General features: G+C 60.1%; 18 protein-coding genes and 1 other RNA gene. 5 read left to right on the top strand and 14 right to left on the bottom strand.

Annotated elements, in window-relative coordinates; genetic code table 11:
• Positions 1-137: 137 nt before the first annotated feature.
• The 14 genes from ACMGT0_RS10370 to ACMGT0_RS10305 form a co-directional block, all read right to left on the bottom strand.
• The gene (locus tag ACMGT0_RS10370) at positions 138-734 is read right to left on the bottom strand and encodes an anthranilate synthase component II (protein WP_416772466.1); all 597 of its coding nucleotides are present in this window, start codon (positions 732-734) and stop codon (positions 138-140) included.
• Entirely contained in the window at positions 731-2,206 is a 1,476-nt protein-coding gene (locus tag ACMGT0_RS10365) for an anthranilate synthase component I family protein (RefSeq protein WP_416772464.1), read from the bottom strand. Before ACMGT0_RS10365 ends, ACMGT0_RS10370 begins: the two co-directional genes overlap by 4 nt.
• 1,691 nt (positions 2,207-3,897) lie before the next feature.
• Positions 3,898-4,812 (bottom strand): alpha/beta fold hydrolase, encoded by a 915-nt coding sequence (locus ACMGT0_RS10360; protein ID WP_416772462.1) that lies wholly within the window; start codon positions 4,810-4,812, stop codon positions 3,898-3,900.
• Positions 4,813-4,818: 6 nt separating this feature from the next.
• Positions 4,819-5,706 carry a DMT family transporter gene (locus ACMGT0_RS10355; RefSeq protein WP_416772460.1) on the bottom strand — a complete coding sequence of 296 codons (888 nt, stop codon included), beginning with the start codon at positions 5,704-5,706 and terminating at the stop codon, positions 4,819-4,821.
• A gap of 7 nt (positions 5,707-5,713) precedes the next feature.
• Positions 5,714-6,325 carry a flavodoxin family protein gene (locus ACMGT0_RS10350; RefSeq protein ID WP_416772458.1) on the bottom strand — a complete coding sequence of 204 codons (612 nt, stop codon included), beginning with the start codon at positions 6,323-6,325 and terminating at the stop codon, positions 5,714-5,716.
• Positions 6,326-6,329: 4 nt separating this feature from the next.
• Positions 6,330-7,016: an iron-containing redox enzyme family protein gene (locus ACMGT0_RS10345; protein WP_416772456.1), complete on the bottom strand. Its 687-nt coding sequence runs from the start codon at positions 7,014-7,016 to the stop codon at positions 6,330-6,332.
• Positions 7,009-7,563: an acetyltransferase gene (locus ACMGT0_RS10340; protein WP_416772455.1), complete on the bottom strand. Its 555-nt coding sequence runs from the start codon at positions 7,561-7,563 to the stop codon at positions 7,009-7,011. The genes ACMGT0_RS10345 and ACMGT0_RS10340 overlap by 8 nt, the downstream gene beginning before the upstream one ends.
• A 13-nt stretch (positions 7,564-7,576) precedes the next feature.
• Positions 7,577-8,932: a phenylacetate--CoA ligase family protein gene (locus ACMGT0_RS10335; protein WP_416772453.1), complete on the bottom strand. Its 1,356-nt coding sequence runs from the start codon at positions 8,930-8,932 to the stop codon at positions 7,577-7,579.
• Positions 8,933-9,407: 475 nt separating this feature from the next.
• Positions 9,408-9,504, bottom strand: an RNA gene (gene ffs / locus ACMGT0_RS10330) — signal recognition particle sRNA small type.
• A 349-nt stretch (positions 9,505-9,853) separates the two neighbouring features.
• Positions 9,854-10,168, bottom strand: coding sequence for a DUF6124 family protein (locus ACMGT0_RS10325; RefSeq protein ID WP_416772451.1), 315 nt, complete (start codon positions 10,166-10,168; stop codon positions 9,854-9,856).
• 722 nt (positions 10,169-10,890) lie between these two features.
• Positions 10,891-13,248 (bottom strand): NAD-dependent DNA ligase LigA, encoded by a 2,358-nt coding sequence (ligA, locus tag ACMGT0_RS10320; protein WP_416772449.1) that lies wholly within the window; start codon positions 13,246-13,248, stop codon positions 10,891-10,893.
• Positions 13,249-13,399: 151 nt separating this feature from the next.
• Complete coding sequence (zipA, locus tag ACMGT0_RS10315) at positions 13,400-14,266, bottom strand: cell division protein ZipA (protein WP_054056862.1); 867 nt, start codon at positions 14,264-14,266, stop codon at positions 13,400-13,402.
• Positions 14,267-14,525: 259 nt separating this feature from the next.
• Complete coding sequence (gene smc / locus ACMGT0_RS10310; RefSeq protein WP_416772447.1) at positions 14,526-18,014, bottom strand: chromosome segregation protein SMC; 3,489 nt, start codon at positions 18,012-18,014, stop codon at positions 14,526-14,528.
• Positions 18,015-18,016: 2 nt separating this feature from the next.
• The gene (locus ACMGT0_RS10305) at positions 18,017-18,676 is read right to left on the bottom strand and encodes a GntR family transcriptional regulator (RefSeq protein WP_054056864.1); all 660 of its coding nucleotides are present in this window, start codon (positions 18,674-18,676) and stop codon (positions 18,017-18,019) included.
• 395 nt (positions 18,677-19,071) lie between these two features.
• On the opposite strand from ACMGT0_RS10305, the gene ACMGT0_RS10300 reads away from it, so the two are divergent.
• The 5 genes from ACMGT0_RS10300 (at position 19,072) to xdhC (ending at position 26,023) form a co-directional block, all read left to right on the top strand.
• Positions 19,072-20,088: a terpene synthase family protein gene (locus ACMGT0_RS10300; RefSeq protein WP_054063904.1), complete on the top strand. Its 1,017-nt coding sequence runs from the start codon at positions 19,072-19,074 to the stop codon at positions 20,086-20,088.
• 19 nt (positions 20,089-20,107) lie between these two features.
• The gene (locus ACMGT0_RS10295) at positions 20,108-20,959 is read left to right on the top strand and encodes a geranyl diphosphate 2-C-methyltransferase (protein ID WP_054056866.1); all 852 of its coding nucleotides are present in this window, start codon (positions 20,108-20,110) and stop codon (positions 20,957-20,959) included.
• A gap of 277 nt (positions 20,960-21,236) precedes the next feature.
• Positions 21,237-22,691: a xanthine dehydrogenase small subunit gene (xdhA, locus tag ACMGT0_RS10290; protein ID WP_054056867.1), complete on the top strand. Its 1,455-nt coding sequence runs from the start codon at positions 21,237-21,239 to the stop codon at positions 22,689-22,691.
• Positions 22,684-25,080: a xanthine dehydrogenase molybdopterin binding subunit gene (xdhB, locus tag ACMGT0_RS10285; protein WP_416772443.1), complete on the top strand. Its 2,397-nt coding sequence runs from the start codon at positions 22,684-22,686 to the stop codon at positions 25,078-25,080. Before xdhA ends, xdhB begins: the two co-directional genes overlap by 8 nt.
• A gap of 100 nt (positions 25,081-25,180) precedes the next feature.
• Entirely contained in the window at positions 25,181-26,023 is an 843-nt protein-coding gene (gene xdhC / locus ACMGT0_RS10280; RefSeq protein ID WP_054056868.1) for a xanthine dehydrogenase accessory protein XdhC, read from the top strand.

Raw genomic sequence — 26,023 nt, 5'->3', positions numbered from 1 at the left:
AGCCGTCGTAAACCGGGCTACGCCGAAACCGCAGGGATAGTCTCACCTTGAAAGCCAGAAACGCGAAAGCCGCCATGATCGGCGGCTTTCTTCTGAATGCTGACAGGCAATCAGCCAGCTAGTCGGCCCATTGTTCGTTATTTATGACCTGACGGACGACAGTGCTGCTCTATGAAGCTTTTGAATATTCCAAGTCCATCCTCCGTCAAAATACTCTCGGGATGAAACTGAACACCCTCTATCGGATATTCTACGTGCCGAACACCCATGATGTATCCATCATCCGTTGACGTAGAGGTCACTGCCAATTTCTGCGGCAGCCTCTGCCTATCAATGATCAGTGAATGGTAGCGGGTCGCTTTGACCGAGCGCCCTTCGGTGTGAGCGTAGACACCGAGCCCATCGTTCTCGATGCTACTGATCTTGCCATGCATGACATGAGCGGCCCGAATGACCGAGCCGCCGAATGCCAGGCCGATGGCTTGGTGCCCAAGGCATACTCCCAAAATGGGCAGGCGCCCTTTGAAGTGTTGGATGACCTCGATGTAGCCGGCATCTTGCGGATGGCCAGGTCCCGGCCCCAGGACGCAAAAGTCTGGAGAGTAGGCCTCAATACGTTGGATAAGGTTCGGAACATCATTACGTTCTACATGGGTTTCCAGCCCCAACTGCTCAAGGTACTGGCTGATAATGAAAACAAAACTGTCATAGGCATCAATCAGGAAGACCTTCATTGCAGCATCTCCTTTCCGGTAACGGCACGGTATACAGAACCCATCTTGTGGAAGGTTTCAACCCACTCTTTATCCGGAACCGAGTCAGCGACCACACCCGCCGACGCTCGCAGGTAATAGGTACCGTCCTTATGGACCGCTGAGCGAATACACAACGCCGTATTAATACTGCCGTCGAAGCCAATCAAACCGACCGCCCCGGCATATATTCCACGACGGTTTTTTTCCATGCTTTCGATAATCTGCATTGCACGGATTTTCGGTGCTCCGGTCATTGTTCCGGCAGGAAAAGAAGCCTTGATCACGTCAAAAGCATCAAAGCCTTTTCGCAGTAAACCTCGGACATTGGACACCATGTGATAGAGGTGGGAGTACTCCTCCACCAGCATCAATTCATCCACCTCGAGTGAACCTGGCTGGCAAACTCGGCCGATATCATTGCGGCACAGATCCACCAGCATCAAATGCTCTGCCCGTTCTTTTTCAGAACGCGTCATGCTCAGGACCAACTCACTGGCCGGCATGCCAGGGACCTTGCCCACGGTGCCGGCGATAGGCCGCATTTCAACCAGCTCGTCCTTGATGCGAATAAACAATTCAGGGCTGGCACCGATCAGATCAACGCCCCCCAGGTTGGCCAGATACATGTAGGGAGAAGGATTGTTCTTGCGTAACGCGCGATAGACATCGAAGGGTGTGACCGACGTATCCACCTGCACCTCATGGCCCAACTGGATCTGGTAGATGTCACCTTGGCGAATGTGCTCCAGCGCCTTGTCGACCCAGCCCAGAAACTGCTCCTTTTGTACCGTGTCACGTGCGACCGTAATCGATGGGTAACTGATCGGCGTATCATCCGCCGGCACCCCGGCAGCATCTGCCAGCAAGGCAACATAATCCTCTGTGCTACGGGATTTCCATAGGGCGCTGTTGTTGACCATCACATCCACAGTTGCATTGGCGTGGAAGTACACCAGCGTCTGAAACACGGTCAATGCAATGATGGGATAGTCATGGGTTCGCTCAGTGAGATCAGGAATATTCTCCACAAACCGAACGCAGTCGTAGGACAGGTAACCAAAAAAGGCCAGGCTGGGATGAGTCTGGCGCGGAACATCAAAAGGCGCTTGTAACGCACGTAACAAATCCCAGACCGCGTCGTTTGAATCAATCGTGATGCGCGCGGCGGCGTCTAGAACTATCCCGGCCTGCGACAATGCACCTCTTAGAAAACGGATCAGTTGCCCATCACCCTCCAGTGACGCAGAACGCTCGTAAATTTTTACAGCCAACAGAGGTTCTATCCCGATGATCGTCGCCTTACGATCGCGGCTGGGACCAGAGAGCGATTCGAGAATAAAACTCTTATCGGTCCCGAGTGTCTTTGTCGCCGCCTCATATACGACAAGCGGATCACATTTCCTACACTCGCTATGTAGTTGAACACTCACAGGTATGCTTATTTCACGCATGACTTCACTCCTTTTTATTGATAAAAGCTCACACAGTAGAAAATCGAACGCACAGGGCGACGTCTCAGACTGCCAGGCAGTTCAACTCGCCAAATACTGAACTGAAAAACTCATTAACCACACGCCCACTCGAAACCCACGAAAGTTGAAACTCAAAAAAGAGACACAATTTCAGCACACCATTCGTGCATTACGATTTTCATGGAGACAGCCACGAAAGATCGAACAGCAGCGTTCGGCTATTAATGAGTAATTATTTATGGGTGTTTGACTGAAAAAGACAGCTAGACACCGGCGATTGCTGGATTAGCGACGCCAGATATTGCTTTTGAAAACCGAGAGACGGGCAGTATTGAAATTGCAGAGAGTACCGAGCGTATTTTTCAGCACTGATAGTCGGTAGTACATTTAAGACTTCCTGTATCTTGAGGGCACGCTGGAATAATTCCTGAATGCCTGCTGGATACTACTCATAGGTTTGTTGAAGGTCAACCTCCATTACCTACGTTTCATAGGTGCTCTCATCGGGATTCAAGCAACGGCCATCAGACGGGAAACACCGGAGCACCTGCAGGGTTTGCTCATCATACTCTAGGTAAGGGACATGCCCTGCTTACTCAGTGATATAGATGCTGCATGGTGGCTAGGTGGGATAGTGGGTCAATTTACATTGGCGGCGACATGAAATCGAAAGGGAGATTTCCCAAGAACTCAATCCAGATTGTTTTCTGCCACTTTTTCGAAAAATATTTCGGAAAGCACCTACAGAATGTCAAGACGATACCGAGCCCTAATCATGCCGATATCAAGGCAACTTTTAAGTTCTGTTCAAGAACCGAGCAACTGGAAAGTTAGGCCATCCATGCAAATCGACCGGGTATACATGATCATTGCTCATCGGGGTGCGATCTTCTACATCAAGGAGGTGTCGGACCACAGCACTCGCCCACCACTTTGATACTTAAGAGTTGAGGTTCGTCATGCTTGTACCCCCAGAGCAGCTCGCGTTGATGTTCGTGGCAGCGTACGTGGTTGATCGATGGATAAAACCACCTCGATCGCGCAAATGGCTTGGCATCCTATCTGCGCTGGCAGGATTGCTCAGCGTTCTGTTCCCAACGGCTTGGCTGCCTCACGGCGATGCTCTGATCATCTGGAAGACTTTCGTCATGATCACGGGGGGGGGGGTGTCTTTTTTCTCGTCGTAACCTTCATGTCGAGCGGTCGTAGTGGGTACGACATGGGGTAGACCGCGTTAAGTGATGGATCACAATCAGCCTTCCCGCTGTCCAGTCTCAGCTTTACCTTGAACCCCGGAAACGCGAAAGCCGCCATGGTAGGCGGCTTTCTTTTGAGTGCTTATAGGCAATCAGCCAGCTAGTCGACCAACTGGCTCGAACTCAGCACCTTTGGCAAGGACGATGCCCAGGAACCACCCGGATTTTGCCTTACGCTTTGCCAAGGCAGCACGGGCCTCAGCTTGGAAGCGTGCGGCCATCAACGGCTTGGGTTCATGCTTTGTTTTTTTCACAGACACCTCACGGAGCTCGACACTGGTTATGATGGTATTACTGCTAGGCAGCTATGAAACGGTGTCCCGTCGGATCAAAAGCGAAACACAGCAACTCAGGCACGAAAATAATCCGTCCCGCTTTTAGTCCGACCCGCTTTTAGTCCATAACCTCAATTACCTACGTTTTATAGGTGCTCTCTCCGGGGTTCAAGCAACGGCCATCAGACAAGAAACGCCGGAGTGCCAGCAGGGTTTGCTCACCATACTCCAGGTAAGGAACATGCCCCGCTTCCTCAATGATGCAAATGCTAGCCTGCGGCAAAGAGCAGTACACCTCATGCAGGCACGAAACATCAAATATACGATCATTACGCCCCCACACTACCAAGGTTGGGGCTTTAACCTGAGCCAATCGCCGTTGAAGCGGATAAAGCCCGGATCCCTGAAAGTCCTCCAGTATTTTCCCGACCCTCCCGTAACGCATAGCTCCCTTTGCAGCCAGCACTCGGGCCAGAAATGCTGGAACCTTAGGCGGCCGAGTGAACACCATTTCCCAAAAGCCTTGCAGTTCGCCGACAGTTTGATAGCTGAAAGGATGTTTCCCAGACGCCAGAAACTGTCTCATCGCCGAGCTGTGTCGTGTTGCTGACAACCCGGCAGGCGCCATGGCGACTAAACGGGACACATCTGCCGGATAACAGGCCGCGTAGAGACAGGCAATACAGCCGCCAATAGAACTGCCTATCAAGACAAGATCCTTGAAATCCTGTGCGTCGAAAAACACCTTCAGCCGCTCGACCTGTGCCGCGGGGCAGTAGCTTTGTGAGTCGTCAAACGACGACTCACCTTCACCCGGCAAGTCCAGAAACACACAATTGCTCGTGCGTACCATCGAGTAAATGTGCGGCCCCCACTGATCCTTGCTAGCACCCAACCCATGCAGGAACACCAGGGTAGGTCCGACCCGCTTGCCGCTCGACTGCAAGTAGGTTAAGTCGTAGCCGTGCCCCTGCCATCGCCGAGCTTTGAGCCTGTAACGAAATCGGTTGTGCTCACGCAGGGCAAGCAATACCCAAAGACCTGGCCAAATCATCACGTCTCACCTCGGCGTCGGAGTGTTTTCGGTGGGCGCCTGACGTGATGGTAAACGCACCTGACACAGTGCAACCCCCAAAAGTACCGCAACGCCACCGACCATAAGGCTCAGCGAAACCCCCTCCTGCAAAAGCAACTGGCTGACCGCAACCGCAAACACCGGCACCAATAACAGGAACGGTGTCAAGCGCTGGACCGGGTGTCGGCCCAAAAGCCAGTACCACAGACCAAAGCCGATCAGCCCGCCGCTGACTGCGGTGTACAGCACCGCTGCCCAGGCCTTCGGGCTGGCCGTCAACACCGAACCCCATGTGTGCCCCTCAACCGCAGCGGAAACCATCAACAACTCCGGCGCGGCAATCAATGCCGTCCAAGCGCTGATCGCCACGGGATTAAAGGCGCCCCAGCGCTTGGTCAGAACGGTTCCCACCGCAAAAACAAAAGCCGCCACAATCACCAGCAAAACACCCGACACAGCACCGCCACGGCCAACGCCGCCCATTACCGTCAGCACGCCAAGCAGCGCGATAACAATCCCGACCACCACCTGCACACCAATTCGTTCCTTCAATACGGCGAAAGCCAACAACAGCGTAAAAGGCGTCGACAGTTGGTATGCAATGGCGGAAGTAGACGCATCTACCCGAGAAATGCCGCAATACAACAGCCCGAAATGCACCGCCCCTACCAACGAGGCAATCCAGAAGACCGGGCGCCATTCACCGCGCTTGGGAAATCCACAAAACGGCACCAAAACAACCGCCATCAAGAAAAAACGCATGGCGACCATCAGAATCGGCGGGAGCTCTTGGCCCCCGATTTTAACCGCCGTCACCTGGGCACCCCATAAAAAGGCCACTAGTACAGCTATCAACGAATCACGAATAGGCATTTATCCATCATCCCGTTTGAAATTGGACTTGTTTGAGCAGGCGCTGACGCTCAACGCCTTGGCGTGGCCATTCGTGCAATTTGTGAAAGTGCTCGAGAAGGCGATCCAGGGTTTCACACAGGGCCTGTTCGGCTTCGGAATCCTGGACCAATTGCGTGTTGAACGTGGCTGGAAATCCAGAGCCCACCAGCACCATCTTGTTCAGCAGAACGTTGAGCACCACTTGGCCAAAGACCGCAGTGTGCCCATAGCGACGTCCCACCACGGCCACCGCGGCCAGCTTGTTCCGCAACGGGCGTTCCCGGGGACGCATGAAGCCGTACCCCACCCGCTCCAGAAACGCCTGGAACCGACTGTTGGTGCCGTAAGCATGCATTACCGGCAGGTACAGGATGGCGTCCGCCTTGACCATCTCATCAGCAATCGCGCAGACATCGTCCTTCACCAAGCAATCGGTGTGTGCACATGCGTTATCGGCATCGCAATAGTCGATACGATAATCACGCAACCAAAGGTCCTGGACCAACGCACGCCCTTCCAGATGGCGTCGAACCAGCGACACCACGTGACTGCTGACCCCGTGCGATCGACTTGAACCGACGATGACGATCAGCTTCATCGGTTCAGGACGCCTTGGCCAACGACGCTTGGGCTAGTTGCTCATATTCCAGCAACGACTCTTCCAGCAACTGACCGGTGAGGTACAACGTCACCCGCGTAACCTCCTTGATCAACACCCGCTCTTCATCGGTTTTCACCGAATGCTGCATCGCCAGGCGCACCTCTTCGGAGTGCTTTTCATCGATAGTCGAATGAGCAACGAAAAAGGTCATCTGCTCATCCTTGAGCTCCAGGTCAGCGCGAAACTTGTTCAGGATTGGCTGTATATGCTCGTACACCTCTTCCGCCCAGTAGCTGTAGCCCAAGCGGGCAACAGGCCCGAGGCGAATGGCAACGTCATTCAAGTACGCAATCAGGGCCTGGGTAGGTGGCAGCGGTACAGGCAGTGTGGCCGGCAGGGCACCGATGGACTCCAAGTCACGAATGACCATTTTTTCGTGGCCCAACTCTTCCAGTGCATGCTTGTAAACAAAGCGCAGCAGCGTAGTCTGGGTGGGGTCCACGCTGAAAGCACAGGCGGCCTGGTTGATCGAGTTGAACCGAGTGTAGTGATAAACCTGAAGCATCACCTGCTGATACAGTTCAAGAGTGATCGGCTGCTCAAGGCAGTGACTCCAATAACGACCCTTCTTAATCTTGGCCCAGCCGCTATCAACAATCGCATCCAGTTCCTTGAAAAACTTATCCATGCGCTACTTTCCTTTTGAGGACATTAAAGACAGTGTCCAGCTCTAGATAAACCAAACTGTAATCACGTGATAGCTGACAGTTTTCCCAAATAATATTTCTGACCAACACACGCCCTCCTATATCGACATATAAGGTAGCCAGTCGACCACGACATAATGCCGAAATATACTGAAACTGCGTATTGACCTTCAACCAGATTGCAGCATGCAGAAGAAAAATTCTTAAGTGCACACCCCCTCTGCACTTCTCATCCAGCACTAGCCGATTGGCATCAAAAGAATCCATGGGATGAGAAAAGTAATCCCCCACATCAACAACACGCTCGACGAAACTCATGCCATGCCCCAACGGCGTAATACGAATAGCCCCGACTATTTCGTCGCCATCCAGATAAACCATGTGATACGAACAAGAATCACGTAACGCTTCGGCCTCGGAAAAATCTTCTTCATTGGCCGGGTTGTCACCAATGTAACGAGACCTTAAGGCGCGGACGTTCTGAAACAATTCACTTTTCGTCGAAACGTTTTGCACGGACATACTCATTCGCTGCCCTCGACTATCTATTACGCTGATCGACAATTCGCGCTTCTTTCCAGCTGAACCAACTGCCCAGATTCACATGGTCATCCAGATCATCGACCACCATAACAGTCGCATCGACACCCAGGCGTTCCCGGACGCGCTCACGAATCAGCAGGGTCAATTGGCTGCGATCGCCTTGGTAAAACCTGGACATTTCCATCTTGGCAATCACCGTGTCCCTGCCGTTCACGCAGTTGATGACGATTTGATAGCCCAGGCATTGCTCCACACCCTCAAGCAGCGCCTGCTCGATATGACCAGCAGTGAAAGACATACCATTGAGGGTCATCGCATCCTTCACACGCCCGACCACTTTCATGACCTGAGCCTGCGCGATCGGATTTTTCGGATTCTTTTGAATGGAGACCAAGTCGCCAGTGCGGTAGCGAATCAACGGTTTCACACCCGCGATCAACATAGTCACGCACAGTTCACCTTCACCGCTGTCGCCCAGGCTTTCGCCCGTCTGCGGGTTCAGCACCTCAATGATGTAGTTGAGCCGATGAGGCATCAATTGGTCGCTGGCGTTGGCGGCGGCAATGATCATTGCCTCCTGCGAGCCATATAGGCTGTTATAGGCTTCACAGCCCCAGAGACTGTACAAATTGTTTTTCAAGGCGGGCGTACACAACTCACCACTCATCATGAACGCGCGCAAATGAAAATCTTTGCGCGGATTGAAACCTAGTCGCTCAGCCTCCTTGGCCAGCGTAAGCAACAACCCTGGCGCCGACGCAACCACGCCAATCCGCAAATCCTTCATCAACTGCAAGGTCTTGGAATATCCGATAACCGGGGAATGCGGCCAGATCTTGGCGTTACACACCCCGAGTTGATGACAGACATCACCCAAGGTATCGCCAAACGAATGCACTTCAGTCGGTCCCATAATACCAACAACAGTCTTCTCGGCAGGGAAGTGCTTCTCTAGCACCACCTGATAAGCCATGGCCAGCTGTTTATTGCTGGCATAACTTTCTTTCTTATCTCGCGGGCACGGAGTTGCCGGGCCAGTGGTGCCCGTGGTTTCATAGTAATAAATACTGTCTTGCAAAGCACCCGAAAGAATATCCGCCATGGACTCTCGCAAATCGCCTTTGGTGGTGAATGGCAAAGAAGAAAGGTTCGTCAGGGTGATATTTTCAACGTCGACATCTTTAAAATGCCTGCCGTAGAATACAGAATTATTTTTGACGTGACGCAAGACTATTCTAAGCTGGGCTTCATGCCAGCACCTAAGCTCGCATTCACTTAACGTACCTGCCCAATAAGCCTTGTGGATTTCATCATATTTAAAAATAAATTCGTCAAACACATTTACCGCCCCCATTAGAGTTCCCTCATCGGCATAAGCTTTTCGCCATTACGGTTTTCCATCCGAGATGAGGACACTAGCAAGGTGTGAAAAACCAAACACCTATCTAATCGGTCAGTTGTATACTCGAAAACTATATGCTACGGGGGGGGGGGATCCTGAAAGATTCACCGGCTAAGCAAAGGTCGCTCCGATTGCTAGTAATACGAGACTGCATCACGATCAAGGCCGAATATATAACTTGCATATCTAGTAGCATCTGGCCGTACCGGCAATTGCGAATCACGCAGAGCTAACACAGAAAAACAGCAAGCACATCGGAGGTACCCAGCGTCGAGACTGACCTGAGGACAACGATTATTGGAGAGAGGAATGAGCGGAGCTAAAACGCTCAGCACGGCACAGCACTTAGGTACGCTTAAAAGCTATTAGGCTTTGAGATTTTTTACTGAGAATCCTTGAGGATTCAAGGACTTAGGAGTGGAGGCAACCCCACCAGCCACACCCCGGCACACAATGTTCCCGCTGTGGCTGCTCCCTTCCGGGCCTGACCAGGTTGACGGGTAATCGTTGCGGGGGGACCGATGGGGTCACCATGACAACACTCGCCTGGCAGCGAGCCGCGCCATTGTACCTGGATAACGGGAAGTTACAACCGCCAGATGCTGTAAAAATTCGATGGGGGTCAAGCACTTGTCTGTTTGGGGGCAGGCCGGAAGAGCATCGGCACCCGGACAGGCGGCAGAGATGTGGGAGGCTCCAGGGTCGTCAGCGGTGCTTGAGGGCCTATTCGCCGGCAAGTCGGGTCGCCGCACCGCCGGCTCCTGCAGAAAGGTGTCGGGCCAACGCGTGTGAACGACGCGGTGCTGTAGGAGCGCGGCTTGCCCGCGAATGGGCCGGCAAGCCCTGCTCCACTTCTGGAACCTGGCACCGAGATCAGGTGGCTATCTGTTTTGCATCCAGAAGCTCGTCGACGCGGACCTGGGCCAGGTCGACCAGGTGCACGACGGCCAGGGCCAGTTTGCGGGTGGTGCCTTGCAGGTGATCCGCGCATTCGTAGGCGGTCGCGGAGGCGGATTGGAGGATTTCGTGGATTTGGGCCAGGGTGTCTTCGGCCGCCAGCGGTTCGCGTCGTGAGCGTCGCCTGGTCAGGGAGGAAAGTTCGTAGTGGGCGAAGGCTCGGTCGACGGCGCGTTGGCCGGCGGGGGATGACAGGTCTTCGGCTGGGGGGTTGGGGGTGATCTTGAACATGGTGATGCTCCTTAATGCCAAATGGAGCCGCCACCGTTCGCTTGCACACGAAAGAAGGTGGCAGCTATACGCGGGTGTGCAAGACCGGTGGCAAAGGAGCATTCCCGGCAGATCCCGAAGATCTCCCACGTACAGCCGCCATAACACAAGACCCAGACACCGAGATGCCTGAAAACCCTGGATATATGCTGCGCTCCACCAAACCGGACTTGCACGTCCGTATCACCGATTTTGCGGTGACAAGACGCAGACTAGAGCCCAGCCGGAACAGGCGCAACGGGTTCGGATTTTCTAGGAAACTTCACGCAAGTTAAAGAGATCTTTCGACAATTAGCACCTGGAAGAAGGCTCTGCGGCGCCCTTCTCTGCATTGGCGTGAATGGGTAGGAAAATCCGCTGCACTTGAGGATTTTTCTGACTGACAGGCAGTGAAAAATCAGCCAGGCAGAATACTGGTAACAGGGAGCCAGGCAGTGTTTGTGAAGGCGTATTCGCGGATGAATCCCACCAGTGCTCGCGCCGTGCATGAATCCGGCGAACGACGCTGGCACTGTGCCGATCATTCCCACGCTCCGCGTGGGAATGATCAATCGACAGGGCACTGCGGGCCTTCAGGGAGCCCGCGTGACCGTTCTTCGCGGGCAAGCCCGGCTCCTACAGGTGAATGCAAGCCACGGTACAGGCCGGTGCAGTGCCCAGGCGGGAGCAAGCCTGGCGCGACCTCAGGCTTCGATGCCGTGGGTTTTCAGGAGGGCGACGAACGCCTCTTCATCCAGCACCTTGAGGCCCAGTTCGTTGGCCTTGGTCAGCTTTGAGCCGGCGCCGGGGCCTGCGACCACGCAATGGGTCTTGGCCGAGACGGAACCGGCGACCTTGGCCCCCAGGCTTTCCAGCTTGTCCTTGGCCACGTCGCGGCTCATCAGTTCCAGCGAGCCGGTCAGCACCCAGGTCTGGCCGGTCAGCGGCAGGCCTTCGACGGTCTTTTTCTCACTCTGCCAGTGCATGCCGAAATCACGCAGTTGCGCCTCGATCGCCAGCGCCCGTTCGGCATTGCCCGGTACGTCGAAGAACTCCCGTACGGCCTTCGCCGGCTTTTCATTCAGGGCCTGGCGCAGGTCCAGCCAGTCGGCCTTGATGATGCCTTCGACCGAGCCGAACTTCGCCGCCAGTTTTTCCGCCGCAGTCGGTCCTACCGAGCTGATGTCGAGCTTGGCGATGAGCCCACCGAGGGTGGTGCTGGCGGCGAACTCGGCGCCCAGCTCGCCCTGGTCCTGCAGCACCAGGCCGCGTTCGAGCAATTGGCCGATCACCGTGCGGTTGTGTTCGTCCTCGAAAAAGCTGTGGATCTCGTGGGCCACTTCCAGGCCGATGTCCGGCAGGTAGGTCAGCACCGATGGCAGCGCTTGCATGACCCGCTCCAGCGTACCCAGGGAGCGTGCCAGGACCTTGGCGGTCTCCTCGCCAACGTCCGGGATGCCCAGGGCGTAGATGAAGCGCGCCAGGCTCGGTTGCTTGCTGTCGGCGATGGCTTGCAGAAGGTTGCTGGTCGACAGTTCGGCGAAGCCTTCGAGGTCGACGATGTCTTCGCGCTTGAGGGTATAGAGGTCGGCCGGCGAGGCGATCAGGTTTTCGTCCACCAGTTGTTCGATGGTTTTGTCGCCCAGGCCTTCGATGTCCATCGCGCGGCGGGAGACGAAGTGGATGATCGCCTGCTTGAGTTGCGCGCCGCACGCCAGGCGACCGACGCAGCGGTACACCGCGCCTTCGCTGATGGTTTCGCGGCCCTTGCTGCGCTTGATCAGTTGGGTGCGTTCGACGTGGGAACCGCACACCGGGCAGCTCTCGGGAATCTGCACGGCGCGGGCGTTTTCCGGGCGGCGCTCGGTGACCACCTGGACCACCTGCGGGATGACGTCGCCGGCGCGGCGGATGATCACGGTGTCGCCGATCATCAGGCCCAGGCGCGCCACTTCGTCCATGTTGTGCAGGGTAGCGTTGGAGACGGTCACACCGGCGACCTTGACCGGCTTCAGCCGGGCCACCGGGGTGACCGCTCCGGTGCGGCCGACCTGGAATTCGACGTCGAGCAGTTCGGTGAGTTCTTCCATCGCCGGGAATTTGTGGGCGATCGCCCAGCGGGGTTCGCGGGCACGGAAGCCCAGCTCGCGCTGGGAGGCCAGGCTGTTGACCTTGAACACCACGCCGTCGATTTCATAGGGCAACGCATTGCGCCGCTCGCCGATGGCGCGGTAGTAGTCCAGGCATTCGTCGACGCCCTTGGCCAGCTTCAGTTCGTGGCTGATGGGCATGCCCCAGGCCTTGAGCTGTTGCAGGTTGCCGATGTGGCTGTCGGCGATGTCGTGCGACACCTGGCCCAGGCCATAGCAGCAGAACTCCAGCGGGCGGCTGGCGGTGATCTTCGAGTCGAGCTGGCGCAGGCTGCCCGCCGCGGCGTTGCGCGGGTTGGCGAAGGTCTTGCCGCCCGCCTCCGCCTGCGCGGCGTTGAGGCGTTCGAAGCCGGCCTTGGACATGAAGACTTCGCCGCGCACTTCGAGGGTCGCCGGCCAGCCAGTGCCCTGCAGTTTGAGGGGAATGTTGCGCACGGTGCGCACGTTGACGCTGATGTCTTCGCCGGTGGTGCCGTCGCCCCGGGTGGCGCCGCGCACCAGCAGGCCGTCCTGGTACAGCAGGCTGACTGCCAGGCCATCGAGTTTCGGTTCGCAGCTGTATTCGACGGCACCGCCGCCACCGAACAGGTCGCCGGCCGGCAGGTCGAGGCCTTCGCTGACCCGCCGATCGAATTCGCGCATGTCGACTTCTTCGAAGGCGTTGCCCAGGCTCAGCATCGGGACTTCATGGCGGACCTGGGTGAACGCCGTCAGCGCGGCACTGCCGACGCGCTGGGTCGGCGAGTCGGCGGTGACCAGTTCCGGGTGTTCGGCTTCCAGGGCCTTGAGCTCGTGGTACAAGCGATCGTATTCGGCGTCCGGGATGCTCGGTTCGTCGAGCACGTGGTAGCGGTAGTTGTGCTGATCCAGTTCAGCACGCAGCTCTAGAATACGGGTCTGGGCGGAGGTCATGGAGGTCTCTCGGAAAGCAAAAGAGCAGCCGGGGCTGCTCAATATGTTAGTGCGGTTTCGGCGGTGAGCTGGAGGGCCTATTCGGGGGCAAGCCCGGCTCCTACAGAATCTGGGCTTGCCCGCGAAAGGGCCGGCAAGCCTGTCCAACCAATCAGCGCTTCTGGGTCAGCGCGCGGCGTTCGAACTCGACGATGCGCTGGCGGTAGTGCTCGATGGTCTGGGCGGTCAGCACGCTGCGCTGGTCGTCCTTCAGTTCGCCATTGAGTTCCTGGGACAGCTTGCGCGCCGCAGCCACCATCACGTCGAACGCCTGCTTCGGATAACGCGGGCCAGGCAGGCCGAGGAAGAAGCTCACCGCCGGGGTGGTGAAGTGGTCGATGTCGTCGAGGTCGAACACGCCAGGCTTCACCGCGTTGGCCATGGAGAACAGTACTTCGCCGTTGCCGGCCATGCTTTCGTGGCGGTGGAAGATGTCCATCTCGCCGAAACGCAGGCCGCTTTCCAGGATGTTCTGCAGCAGGGCCGGCCCCTTGAAGCCGTTCGGGTCGCGGCTGATCACGCTGATCACCAGCACTTCCTCGGCCGCCGGCTGCTCCTTGTCGTGACGCTCCTTGTCCTGGCGCGCGGCCGGCTTGTGGTCGTCGACGAAGTCGTCATCACGGCTGCTGAAGCTCGGGCCCTGTTCTTCGAGGTCGAGATTCAGGTTCAGGTCGCCCTGGGTCGGCTCGCTGGCACGCTTGCCGCGCTTGGACGGTTTTTCCCGTGGCTCGCGCGCCGGCATGCTCACCGACGGCAGGTCATGCTCGTCCAGCTCGGGTTCCTTGTGGGTTTCCAACACGCGGGCCGGGCCCAGCAGTTCGGGATTGGAGTCATCGTCCGGCAGGTTCGAGAAACTGCGGTCCAGACGAAACTTGAGCTTGCCCTTGCCACCGCGCATCCGGCGCCAGCCATCAAAAAGAATACCGGCGATGACAATGATGCCGATGACGATCAGCCACTCGCGCAGACCGATTTCCATGTATCCCGTGCCTCTAAAATAATGGTTCTATGAAGAAAGGGCGGAAAACCCTTTAAAGCGTGGTGCCAACTCTATGTTCTGACAGGCATTTTTTCCCACGCACAAGAAAATTGGACATTAAATTAACACGACCAAAGGCAACTTTACACCGTCTGTCGTACAGGGTATGCATTAATAAGTCCCCAATGATCGGTGCTAGTTCCCGCAAGGCATGAGGAAAGCACCTTGCGCCTTGAATCCGTTGCCCTCGCCGGCCGCCTCAGGCGTCGACCATTGCCATGGCCTCCTCGACATCCACCGCCACCAGCCGCGAACAGCCGGGCTCGTGCATCGTGACCCCCATCAGTTGATCGGCCATTTCCATGGCGATCTTGTTGTGGGTGATATAGATGAATTGCACCGACTCGGACATTTCCTTGACCAACCGGGCATAACGTCCAACGTTAGCGTCATCCAGCGGTGCGTCAACTTCGTCGAGCATACAGAACGGTGCCGGGTTCAACTTGAAGATGGAGAACACCAGGGCCAGGGCGGTCAGGGCCTTCTCGCCACCGGACAACAGGTGAATGGTGCTGTTCTTTTTCCCCGGCGGCCGCGCCATGATGGTCACGCCGGTATCGAGCAGATCGTCGCCGGTCAGGTCCAGATAGGCGCTGCCACCGCCGAACACTTTTGGAAACAAAGCTTGCAGACCACCGTTGATCTGGTCGAAGGTGTCCTTGAAGCGATTGCGGGTTTCCCTGTCGATCTTGCGGATGACGTTTTCCAGAGTCTCCAGGGCTTCGACCAGGTCGGCGTCCTGCGCATCCAGGTAACGTTTACGCTCGGATTGTTGCCGATATTCATCGATGGCCGCGAGGTTGATCGCCCCCAGGCGCTGGATACGCCCGGCAATGCGTTCGAGCTCTTCCTCGGCGTCCTTCTCGCTGGCCCCGGCGACCAGGGTGGCGAGCACCCCATGCAGGTCGTAGCCATCTTCCAGCAACTGGTCCTGCAGGGCCTTGCGGCGTACCGTGAGGGCCTGCCACTCCATCCGTTGCTGTTCGAGCTGGCCGCGAATCAGCTGGGCCTGCTGCTCGGCCTGGCTGCGGCGCTTCTCGGCGTCGCGCAGTTCGCGGTCGGCATCTTCCAGGGCGAGTTGCGCGGTCTTGAGTTCGACATCGACGCTCATGCGCCGGTCGAGCAGCTCCTCGAGCTTGAGGCGCAGTTCCTCGAGCGGGGCCTCACCCTCCTCCAGGTTCAGGCTCAACTGCTCGCGTTTTTCCATCAGGCGTTCGGATTGCAACTCCAGGCGTTCGAGGGCCTGGCGGGTGGAGTCGTGCTGGGCCTTCAGCGACCCCAGGCGTACCGCCAACTGGTGCGCGTGATCCTTGTGCTGGCGGGCTTCCTGGCGCACCCGGTCGAGGCGTTCGCGCAGGCTGTCACGCTCGGCCAGCAGCAGCTCACGCTGCTCGGCATCCACCGCCATCGCATCGAGGGCTTCCTGCAACTGCAGGCGGGCCTCGCCGGTTTCTTCGTGTTCCTGGGCGCGCTGCGCGGCCAGCTCTTCCACTTCCTCATCGAGCCGGGTACGGCGCAGTTGCAACTGCTCGACCTTGGCCCTGGCGGCGGACAGTTTGGCTTTCAGTTCGCCCTGCTGGCGGGCTTCGTCCTGCAGCAGCCGGCGCAGGTGCTCGCGACCGGTTTCCTGCTGACGCTGGGTGGCGCGCAGGGTTTGCAGCCGGGTTTCGAGGGTCGCCAGGGTTTCCTCCAGGGCTTCGCGATCGAGCTGCAATTGCTCGATTTCCTGCCCTCGGGCGAGCACGCCGCTTTCCGCTTCGCTGGCGCGGCGCACCCGCAGGAAATGCCGACCAACCCAGTAACCGTCGCGGCTGATCAGGCTCTCGCCGACCGCCAGTTGCCCACGCAAGGCCAGGGCCTGTTCCAGGCTGTCGACCGGCTTGACCTGGCCCAGCCAGGGCGACAGGTCGATATCGGCCTCGACCTTTTCCAGCAGGCTGCCGGCAATGCGGATCCCGTCCGCCGCCGGGCTGAGCAGGCGCAGGTCGCCCTGCTGGAAACCGCCGAGGTCGAGGCCGGCGAAGTTGTCCACCAGCACCGCCTGCAGGTCGGCACCGAGCACGGTTTCCACCGCCAGCTCCCAACCCGGCTGCACCTTCAGCCCCTGCGCCAGGCGCGGGCGCTCGGCCAGATGCTGTTCACGCAGCCATTCGGCGGTGCCGGTACCGGGATCGAGTGCCGCCTGCTGCAAGGCCTCCAGCGACGCAAGACGGCCAACCAGCCGTTGCAGGTCGCCCTGGGCCTGTTGCTGTTCCTGGGTGGCGTTGTGCAGGTCCTGGCGCAGTTGCTCCAGGCGCTCGACCTGGCCCTCCTCGCTGGCCTGCAGGTCTTCCAGGGTCTGTTCGCTCTCGGCCAACTGCTCGGTGAGTTCGAGGATCGCCTCGTCTTCCGGGTCTGCCGCGAGCAACGCGCGTTCCTCGACCAGACGTCGCTGTCGCTCGCCCAGGCGCTCCATGCTCGCTTCCAGTTGCTGGATGCGCGACTGCTGGACTTCCGCCTGGCGCCGCGGCTCGGCCGAACGCAGGTTGAAACCGTCCCACTGTTCCTGCCAGGCGTGCATGGTGGCCTCGGACTCTTCCAGCGCGGCGGCGGCCTCTTCGGCGGCGGCGCTGGTCAGTTCCTGCTCGGGTTCGAGCATCGCCAGCTCTTCGCCGAGGGTCGCCAGCAGGGTGCGGTCATGCCCCAGGTGCGACTCGGTTTCCAGCCGCGAACGCTCGGCCTCGCGCAGGTCGTCCTGCAACTGGCGCAAGCGCTGCTGGCCGTGCTGGATGCTCTGCTCGACCCGGGCGATATCGCCACCGACCGAATAGAAGCGTCCCTGCACCTGGTTGAAGCGTTCCGACAGTTCATGGTGGCCGTCACGCAGGCGCTCGATGCTGGCATCGGCGTTGCGCTGTTCGGCCACCAGGGCTTCGAAGCTGATTTCCTGGTTGCCGATGATCGACTCGCGCTGGCCGACCTGGTCGTTCAACGCCTGCCAGCGCAAGGCCGACAGTTGTGCCTTGAGCTGGCGCTCCTCGGCCTTGTATTCCTGGTACTTTTCGGCGGCCTGGGCCTGGCGGTGCAGACGTTCGAGCTGGCGCTCGAGTTCTTCCCGCAGGTCGGTCAGGCGCGCCAGGTTTTCGTGGGTGCGGCGGATACGGCTTTCCGTTTCGCGTCGACGCTCCTTGTACTTGGAGATGCCCGCGGCTTCCTCGATGAAGTTGCGCAGGTCTTCCGGCTTGGCCTCAATCAGCTTGGAGATCATCCCCTGCTCGATGATCGAGTAGCTGCGCGGCCCGAGGCCGGTGCCGAGGAAGATGTCGGTGATGTCCTTGCGCCGACACTTGGTGCCGTTGAGGAAATAGCTGTTCTGGCTGTCGCGGGTGACCTTGCGGCGGATGGAGATTTCCGCGTAGGCCGCGTACTCGCCAACCAGCGTGCCGTCAGAGTTGTCGAACACCAGCTCGATGCTCGCCTGGCTCACCGGCTTGCGGCTGGTGGAGCCGTTGAAGATGACGTCGGTCATCGACTCGCCGCGCAGGTTCTTCGCCGAGCTCTCGCCCATCACCCAGCGGACGGCGTCGATGATGTTCGACTTGCCGCAGCCGTTGGGGCCGACCACTGCCGCCATGTTACTGGGGAAAGTCACCGTGGTCGGGTCGACGAAGGATTTGAACCCCGCCAACTTGATGCACTTGAGCCGCACGTTTAGTCGACCGCCAGGGCAGACAGCACGATGTCACAGCTGCGCTGGGCGTAGCTGGCCAGCACCGAGCGGATCAGCGGCAGGTCGCGGGCGAGGACCGCCGCCAGCAGCCGGGCGAACAGTTCCAGGTACTCGCTCATCTCCGCCTTGCGCCGCTCCAGCGCCAGGTAATAGGCGCGGCTCATGGCCGGCTGCAGGTTCTCGACGGTTTCCTGCAGGTACGGGTTGTCGGCGAACGGGTACGCGGCGCGCATCACGTTGAAGCTGTCTTCGACGAAGGTGCGGATGTCCTGGCGCTCGTAGCTGTCGGTCAGGCGCTGCTGCAACTGCAGGAATGGCGCGAGGTCGGCCTGCTCCTGCCAACGCTGGGCCACGGCATTGCCGAGCAGGATGTACAGTTCGCTCATCAGGGTGCACAGGCTCTGCACCTTGTGGGCGGTCAGCTCGGTCACGTGCGCACCCCGTCGCGGCAGGATCGCGATCAGGTGGCGGCGCTCGAGAATCAGCAGCGCTTCGCGCACGGAGCCGCGGCTGACATTGAGGGCCAGCGTGACCTTCTGTTCCTGGATGCGCTCTCCGGGTTTGAGTTCGCCGCGAATGATGCGCTCGGCGAGGTGTTGAGCAATCTGCTCGGCGAGGCTGTCCGGCGCCTTGAACGTCATGGTTTTCCTTCAAAAATCTTTGGTCAGTGCAAGCGGCGCAGTGTAGCGCAATTGCCACATGATGGCGCAGAGCCAAATGGTCGGATTTGGCGGTTTGCCGGAGAACGGCACACCGTCATTGACAGCTGCATTTTCCGGGTGCTATGAAACACTTCTCCATACACCGCCGCGCGGTGTCGATTGGCAAGGTGGTCGATCGAACGTTGCGCCGAGAGGATGCCCGCAAGCTTCTCAGGTAGAGTCTGGTGCTGGAGGGTCCTGCATCCGCCGTTCGATGAGCGATCCGTCTCCCGCCCTGTGGACCACCGTCCGGTCCGTCGCAGTCGTCAAGCCCTTCGTCCCTCAGTGCCCGTTGGAAAGTCCGTTATCGGCTTTTGCAAGGGAGGCACCGGCCCATGCCAGGGGTCAAGCAGGCACCGCCCCGGGGCTACCTGGAGCAGCAATGGGGCGACGGTACGGCACCGCCGCTTTACTGCCCTGCCCGCCAGCGCGACGACGAAGTGCTGGCCGGCGCGCTCGACCAGCGCCTGGTTGCCTGGTTGCAGCAGGCCGGTTTCGCCGATAGCACCGTGACCGCCGTGCGCCGGATGAGCCTCGGACGCTTCGTCGCTTCCAGTTACGCCAGTGGCGACGACCTCGACCGCCTGCTGTTGTGTGCCCAGTTGAACGCCGCCTGGTGGATGGCCGACGACTACTATACCGACGACAGCAGCCTGGGCGCACAACCCGAACACCTGTCCGAACGCCTGTCACGGGCGATGGCAGCCATGAGCCCGCTGGCCCCAGTGGCGGACTACACGCGCCAACTCGAAGCGCAATGGACGAGTGACCCCGTGCTCATGGCCCTCAGGTCGGCCACCGACCACCTGCGCCAACGGGCCTCGCCCACCCAGGTGGGACGGGTCTGCCACACCGCGTTCGGCATGTTCATGAGCTGGACGGTCTATGGCGAATGGAAGCGCCGGGGCGTGTGTCCATCGACCCGGGAATACCTGGCCACCCGGCAGTTCGACAGTTTCTACACATCGCTGATCCTCATCGATATCGCCGGTGGCTATGAGCTGCCGCCGAATGTCTTCTACGACCCGCGAGTCCGCCAGGCCCTGTTTCAGGCCGGCCTGGCGGCGGTGATCGTCAACGACCTGTATTCGGCCCGCAAGGAAGCCGCGGATGGCGTCCCCATGGGTAACCTGGTGCTGGTGATGGCCGCCGAGCACCGCTGTTCACACAGCGAGGCCGTCGCCATGGCGGTGGCCTTGCACAACAATCTCACCCGCGATTTCGAGGTCGCCTGCCGGGGGCTCGCAAACGAGCCGTCGGTAGAGCTGCAACGTTATCTGCAGGAAGTCCGAGCGTGGATGGGAGGTTCACTCGCGTGGCACGACTGGTGCCCGCGTTATCACCAACCGTGAAACCGCAAGGAATAGACAGATGACCAGAGACCGCGCCATCAAGACGCCCTACCAGCAGTCGATCGCCGACTACTGGAACCGGGAACAGAACCCCGTCAACCTCCTGCTGGGCGACATCGACGGGCTCTACCATCACCACTACGGGATCGGCGACGTCGACACGACGGCCATCGGTGCCGATACCGCCGAGGACTATCCACAACGCGTCATCGCCGAACTGCACCGACTGGAGACCGCGCAAGCCGATTTGCTCCTCGACCACCTGGGTGACATCCAGCCCGGGGACCACCTGCTCGACTCGGGCTCGGGCCGGGGCGGTACCAGCCTGATGGCCCACCAGCGCTTCGGTTGCCGGGTCGATGGCATCTCCATTTCGCAGAAGCAGGTGGATTTCGCCAACCGCTGCGCCACCGATCGTGGCGTGGCGGACCGGGTACAGTTCCACCTGCGCAACATGCTCGACACCGGCTTCGGGACGGCCCGCTTCCGAGCGGTCTGGAACAACGAGTCGACCATGTATGTCGAGTTGGCGCCCCTGTTCACGGAGTACCGGCGCATCCTCCGCCCGGGTGGGCGCTACGTGACGATCACCGGCGCCTGGAACGACCGCTTCGGCATGCCGCCGGCGGCGGTGAGCCTGATCAATGCGCGTTATGGCTGCAACGTGCACTCCCGGGACGAATACCTGCACGAATTGAAGGCATATGGCTTGCAGGTGATCGAGATGACTGACCTGACGACACGCACCCTGCCCTACTGGAAACTGCGCCGGGCCTCCGCGCTGGCCACCGGCGTGGAGGACGCCTTCATCGAAGCCTATGAAGAAGGCAGCTTCCATTACCTGTTGATCGCAGCCGACCGGTTGGCATGAAGGCCGACCTGGCACGCAATACGCATCTAGACTTCCCCGTAGGAATCGGCGCAGCAGCGTCCCGACCGGTCGGAACGCTGCTGCGCCGTGAACGGGCTCTCAAGCCCGGCCCATAACCGCCGAACCACCCACAACCCGGAAACCCATTCGAATCGAACGTTTCATATCTGCCGCACAAAATCCTGACCTTTAGGTCAGAAATTTATTGACCGAAAAGTCAGATATCACTAGATTCTGCTCATCGGTCAATAACAATAACGAGTCTGCGAGGCCATCCGTGATCCAGTTTCTACTCAACCAGGAGCTCCGCCGCGAGCAGAGCCTGGACCCGAATCTGACGGTACTCAACTACCTGCGTGAACATCTGGGCCGCCCCGGCACCAAGGAAGGTTGCGCCAGTGGCGACTGCGGTGCCTGCACCGTGGTGGTCGGCGAGCTGCACACCGACGAGACAGGCACCGAACGCATCCGTTATCGCAGCCTCAACTCGTGCCTGACCTTCGTCGCCGCGCTGCACGGCAAGCAACTGATCAGTGTCGAGGACCTCAAGCACCAGGGCCAATTGCACAGCGTGCAACAGGCCATGGTCGACTGCCACGGCTCGCAGTGCGGCTTCTGCACGCCGGGCTTCGTCATGTCGCTGTTCGCCCTGCAGAAGAACAGCGAAGCACCGGACACCCACAAGACCCATGAGGCCCTGGCCGGCAACCTCTGCCGCTGCACCGGCTACCGGCCGATCCTCGCCGCCGCCGAACAGGCCTGTTGCAACAAGCCGGTGGACCAGTTCGATGCCCGGGAGGCACAGACCATCGCCCGCCTGAAGGCCATCGCCCCCCACGACACCGGCGAGCTGAACAGCGGCGACAAGCGCTGCCTGGTGCCCCTGACGGTCGCCGACCTGGCCGAGCTGTATGAATCCTATCCACAGGCCCGGCTGCTGGCCGGTGGCACCGACCTGGCCCTGGAGGTCACCCAGCTCCATCGGCCGCTGCCGGTGATGATCCACGTCAGCCAGGTCGCCGAACTCAAGCGTATCGATCGTTTCGACGACCGCCTGGAAATCGGCGCGGCTGTCCCGCTGTCCGATTGCTACGCCACGCTCAAGGCCGAGTACCCGGATTTCGGCGAACTGCTGCAACGCTTCGCCTCACTGCAGATCCGCAACCAGGGCACCCTCGGCGGCAACATCGGCAACGCCTCGCCGATCGGCGACTCCCCGCCCCTGCTGATCGCCCTGAACGCGCAACTGGTGCTGCGCAAGGGCAACACCCGCCGCAGCCTGGCGCTGGAGGACTACTTCATCGACTACCGGGTGACCGCCCGCCAGGACAGCGAATTCATCGAGCAGATCGTCGTGCCAAGGGCCAGCGCCGCCTGGCAGTTGCGCGCCTACAAGGTGTCCAAGCGGCTCGACGACGATATTTCCGCGGTGTGCGCCGCGTTCAACCTGCGCCTCGACAACGGTGTGGTCGCCGAGGCGCGGATCGCCTTCGGCGGCATGGCGGCGATCCCGAAACGGGCTCGGGCCTGCGAAGCCGCACTGGTCGGTAAACCCTGGAACCAGGCCAGCGTCGAACGCGCCTGCACGGCACTGGCCGAGGACTTCACGCCGCTGTCGGACTTCCGCGCCAGCAAGGAATACCGCCTGCTCAGTGCGCAGAACCTGCTGCGCAAGTACTTCATCGAACTGCAAACGCCGCATATCGAGACCCGGGTGACCGCTTATGTCTAACCATCCTGTCGCGGAAAAAACCCAGGCCGAACTCGCCGAACTGTTCGCCCGGGACCTGAACAGCGGCGTCGGCCGCAGCGTCAAGCACGAGAGCGCCGCCAAGCATGTGACCGGCGAGGCGGTGTATATCGACGACCGCCTGGAATTCCCCAACCAGTTGCATGTGTATGCGCGGCTCTCCGACCGTGCCCACGCGCGCATCCTGCGGGTCGACACCACGCCCTGCTACGCCTTCGACGGCGTACGCATCGCCATCACCCATGAGGACATCCCCGGCCTCAAGGACATCGGCCCGCTGCTGCCCGGCGACCCGCTGCTGGCGATCGACAAGGTCGAGTTCGTCGGCCAGCCGGTGCTCGCCGTCGCCGCGCGGGACATGGAAACCGCGCGCCAGGCGGCCATGGCCGCCATCGTCGAGTACGAGGACCTGGAGCCGGTGCTGGACGTGGTCGAGGCCCTGCGCAAGCGCCATTTCGTCCTTGAAAGCCACACCCACAAGCGCGGTGACTCGGCCAGCGCCCTGGCCAGCGCCGAACACCGGATCCAGGGCAGCCTGCATATCGGCGGACAGGAACACTTCTACCTGGAAACCCAGATTTCCTCGGTGATGCCCACCGAGGACGGCGGGATGATCGTCTACTGCTCGACGCAGAACCCCACCGAAGTGCAGAAGCTGGTGGCCGAAGTGCTCGACGTACCGATGAACAGGGTGATGGTCGACATGCGCCGCATGGGCGGCGGCTTCGGCGGCAAGGAGACCCAGGCGGCCAGCCCGGCGTGCCTGTGCGCGGTGGTCGCGCACCTGACCGGGCAACCGACCAAGATGCGCCTGCCGCGGGTCGAGGACATGCTGATGACCGGCAAGCGCCACCCCTTCTACATCGAGTACGACGTCGGCTTCGACAGCCGCGGCCGGCTGCACGGAATCAATCTCGAACTGGCCGGCAACTGCGGCTGTTCGCCGGACCTCTCGGCGTCGATCGTCGACCGCGCCATGTTCCACGCCGACAATGCCTACTACCTCGGCGATGCGACCGTCAACGGCCACCGCTGCAAGACCCACACCGCCTCGAACACCGCCTACCGCGGCTTTGGCGGCCCGCAGGGGATGGTCGCCATCGAGGAGGTGATGGACAACATCGCCCGCCACCTCGGCCTCGACCCGCTGGCGGTGCGCAAGGTCAATTACTACGGCAAGACCGAACGCAACGTCACCCACTACTACCAGACCGTCGAGCACAATATGCTCGAGGAAATGACCGCCGAGCTGGAAGCCAGCAGCCAGTACGCCGAGCGCCGGGAAACCATCCGCCGCTACAACGCCCACAGCCCGATCCTGAAAAAGGGCCTGGCGCTGACCCCGGTGAAGTTCGGCATCTCCTTCACCGCCAGCTTCCTCAACCAGGCCGGTGCGCTGGTGCACGTCTATACCGACGGCAGCATCCACCTGAACCACGGCGGCACCGAGATGGGCCAGGGTCTGAACACCAAGGTCGCCCAGGTGGTGGCCGAGGTGTTTCAGGTGGAAATCGACCGGGTGCAGATCACCGCCACCAACACCGACAAGGTGCCGAACACCTCGCCCACCGCGGCCTCCAGCGGTGCCGACCTGAACGGCAAGGCAGCGCAGAATGCCGCCGAGACCATCAAGCAGCGGCTGGTGGAATTTGCCGCGCGGCAGTACAGGGTCAGCGAGGAGGATGTCGAATTCCGCAACGGCCACGTGCGGGTTCGCGACCAGATCCTCACCTTTGAAGCGCTGATCCAGCAGGCCTATTTCGCCCAGGTGTCGCTGTCCAGCACCGGTTTCTACAAGACGCCGAAGATCTACTACGACCGCAGCCAGGCCCGTGGCCGACCGTTCTACTACTACGCCTACGGCGCGGCCTGCGCCGAGGTGATCGTCGACACCCTGACCGGCGAGTACAAGATGCTGCGCACCGACATCCTGCATGACGTCGGCGCTTCGCTGAACCCGGCCATCGACATCGGCCAGGTCGAGGGCGGCTTCGTCCAGGGCATGGGCTGGCTGACCATGGAGGAACTGGTATGGAACGCCAAGGGCAAGCTGATGACCAACGGCCCGGCCAGCTACAAGATCCCGGCGGTGGCCGACATGCCAGGCGATCTGCGGGTGAAGCTGGTGGAGAACCGCAAGAACCCGGAAGACACGGTGTTCCACTCCAAGGCCGTCGGCGAGCCGCCGTTCATGCTCGGGATTGCCGTATGGTGCGCACTCAAGGACGCGGTGGCGAGCATCGCCGACTACCGGCTGCAGCCGAAGATCGACGCGCCGGCGACACCCGAGCGGGTGCTGTGGGGCTGCGAACAGATGCGCCAGGCCAGGACGGAGAAACCGGCCACCGAAGTGGAATTGATTTCTCAATGAAAAACTTCGCGGGCAAGCCTGCGCCCACAGGCAGCGTGCTCGCGGGTGGGAGCGGGCCTGCCCGCGAAAGCGGCCGAACAGACAACCCGGAGGTGTCTCCATGAACGATTGGCTCAGTGCCCTCGCCGACCTGCAGAACCAGGGCCACCCCTGCGTGCTGGTGACCATCATCGAAGAACAGGGCTCGACCCCGCGCAACGCCGGTTCGAAGATGGTCGTCAGCGCCACCGGCACCTTCGACACCATCGGCGGCGGGCACCTGGAATACAAGGCCACGCAGATCGCCCGCGACCTGCTCGCCAGCGGCCAGCAGGGCACCCGCCTGGAGCGCTTCAGCCTGGGCGCCAGCCTCGGCCAGTGCTGCGGCGGCGCCACCGTGCTGCTGTTCGAACCGCTGGGCCAGGTCCAGGCACAAATCGCCGTGTTCGGCGCAGGCCATGTCGGCCGTGCCCTGGTACCCTTGCTCGCCAGCCTGCCCTGCCGGGTGCGCTGGATCGACTCGCGCGAGCAGGAATTCCCCGCGCTGATTCCCCAGGGTGTGCGCAAGATCGTCAGCGACGAGCCGCTGGAGGAGATCGACCATCTGCCCGCCGGCTGCTACTGCGTGATCATGACCCACAACCACCCGCTCGACCTCGAACTCAGCGCCGCCCTGCTCAAGCGCAACGACTTCGCCTACTTCGGCCTGATCGGTTCGAAGACCAAGCGGGTGAAGTTCGAACACCGCCTGCGTGAACGCGGCTTCGACACCACGGCGCTGCAACGCATGCGTTGCCCGATGGGGCTGGCCGAGGTCAAGGGCAAGCTGCCGGTGGAAATCGCCATCTCCATCGCCGGCGAGATCATCGCCACCTACAACGCGAATTTCGGCCTGCACACCGCGAGCGCCGGCCCCATCGCCAAATTGCTGCCGGCCTCGCGCCGCAGCCAAGCCACGAATTGA

This window comes from Pseudomonas sp. RHF3.3-3 (assembly GCF_048069595.1).
GTDB classification, from domain to species: Bacteria; Pseudomonadota; Gammaproteobacteria; order Pseudomonadales; family Pseudomonadaceae; genus Aquipseudomonas; species Aquipseudomonas fuscovaginae_B.
Note: the sequence above shows the minus strand (reverse complement) of the source record. Positions and strands in the feature narration are given on the sequence as shown.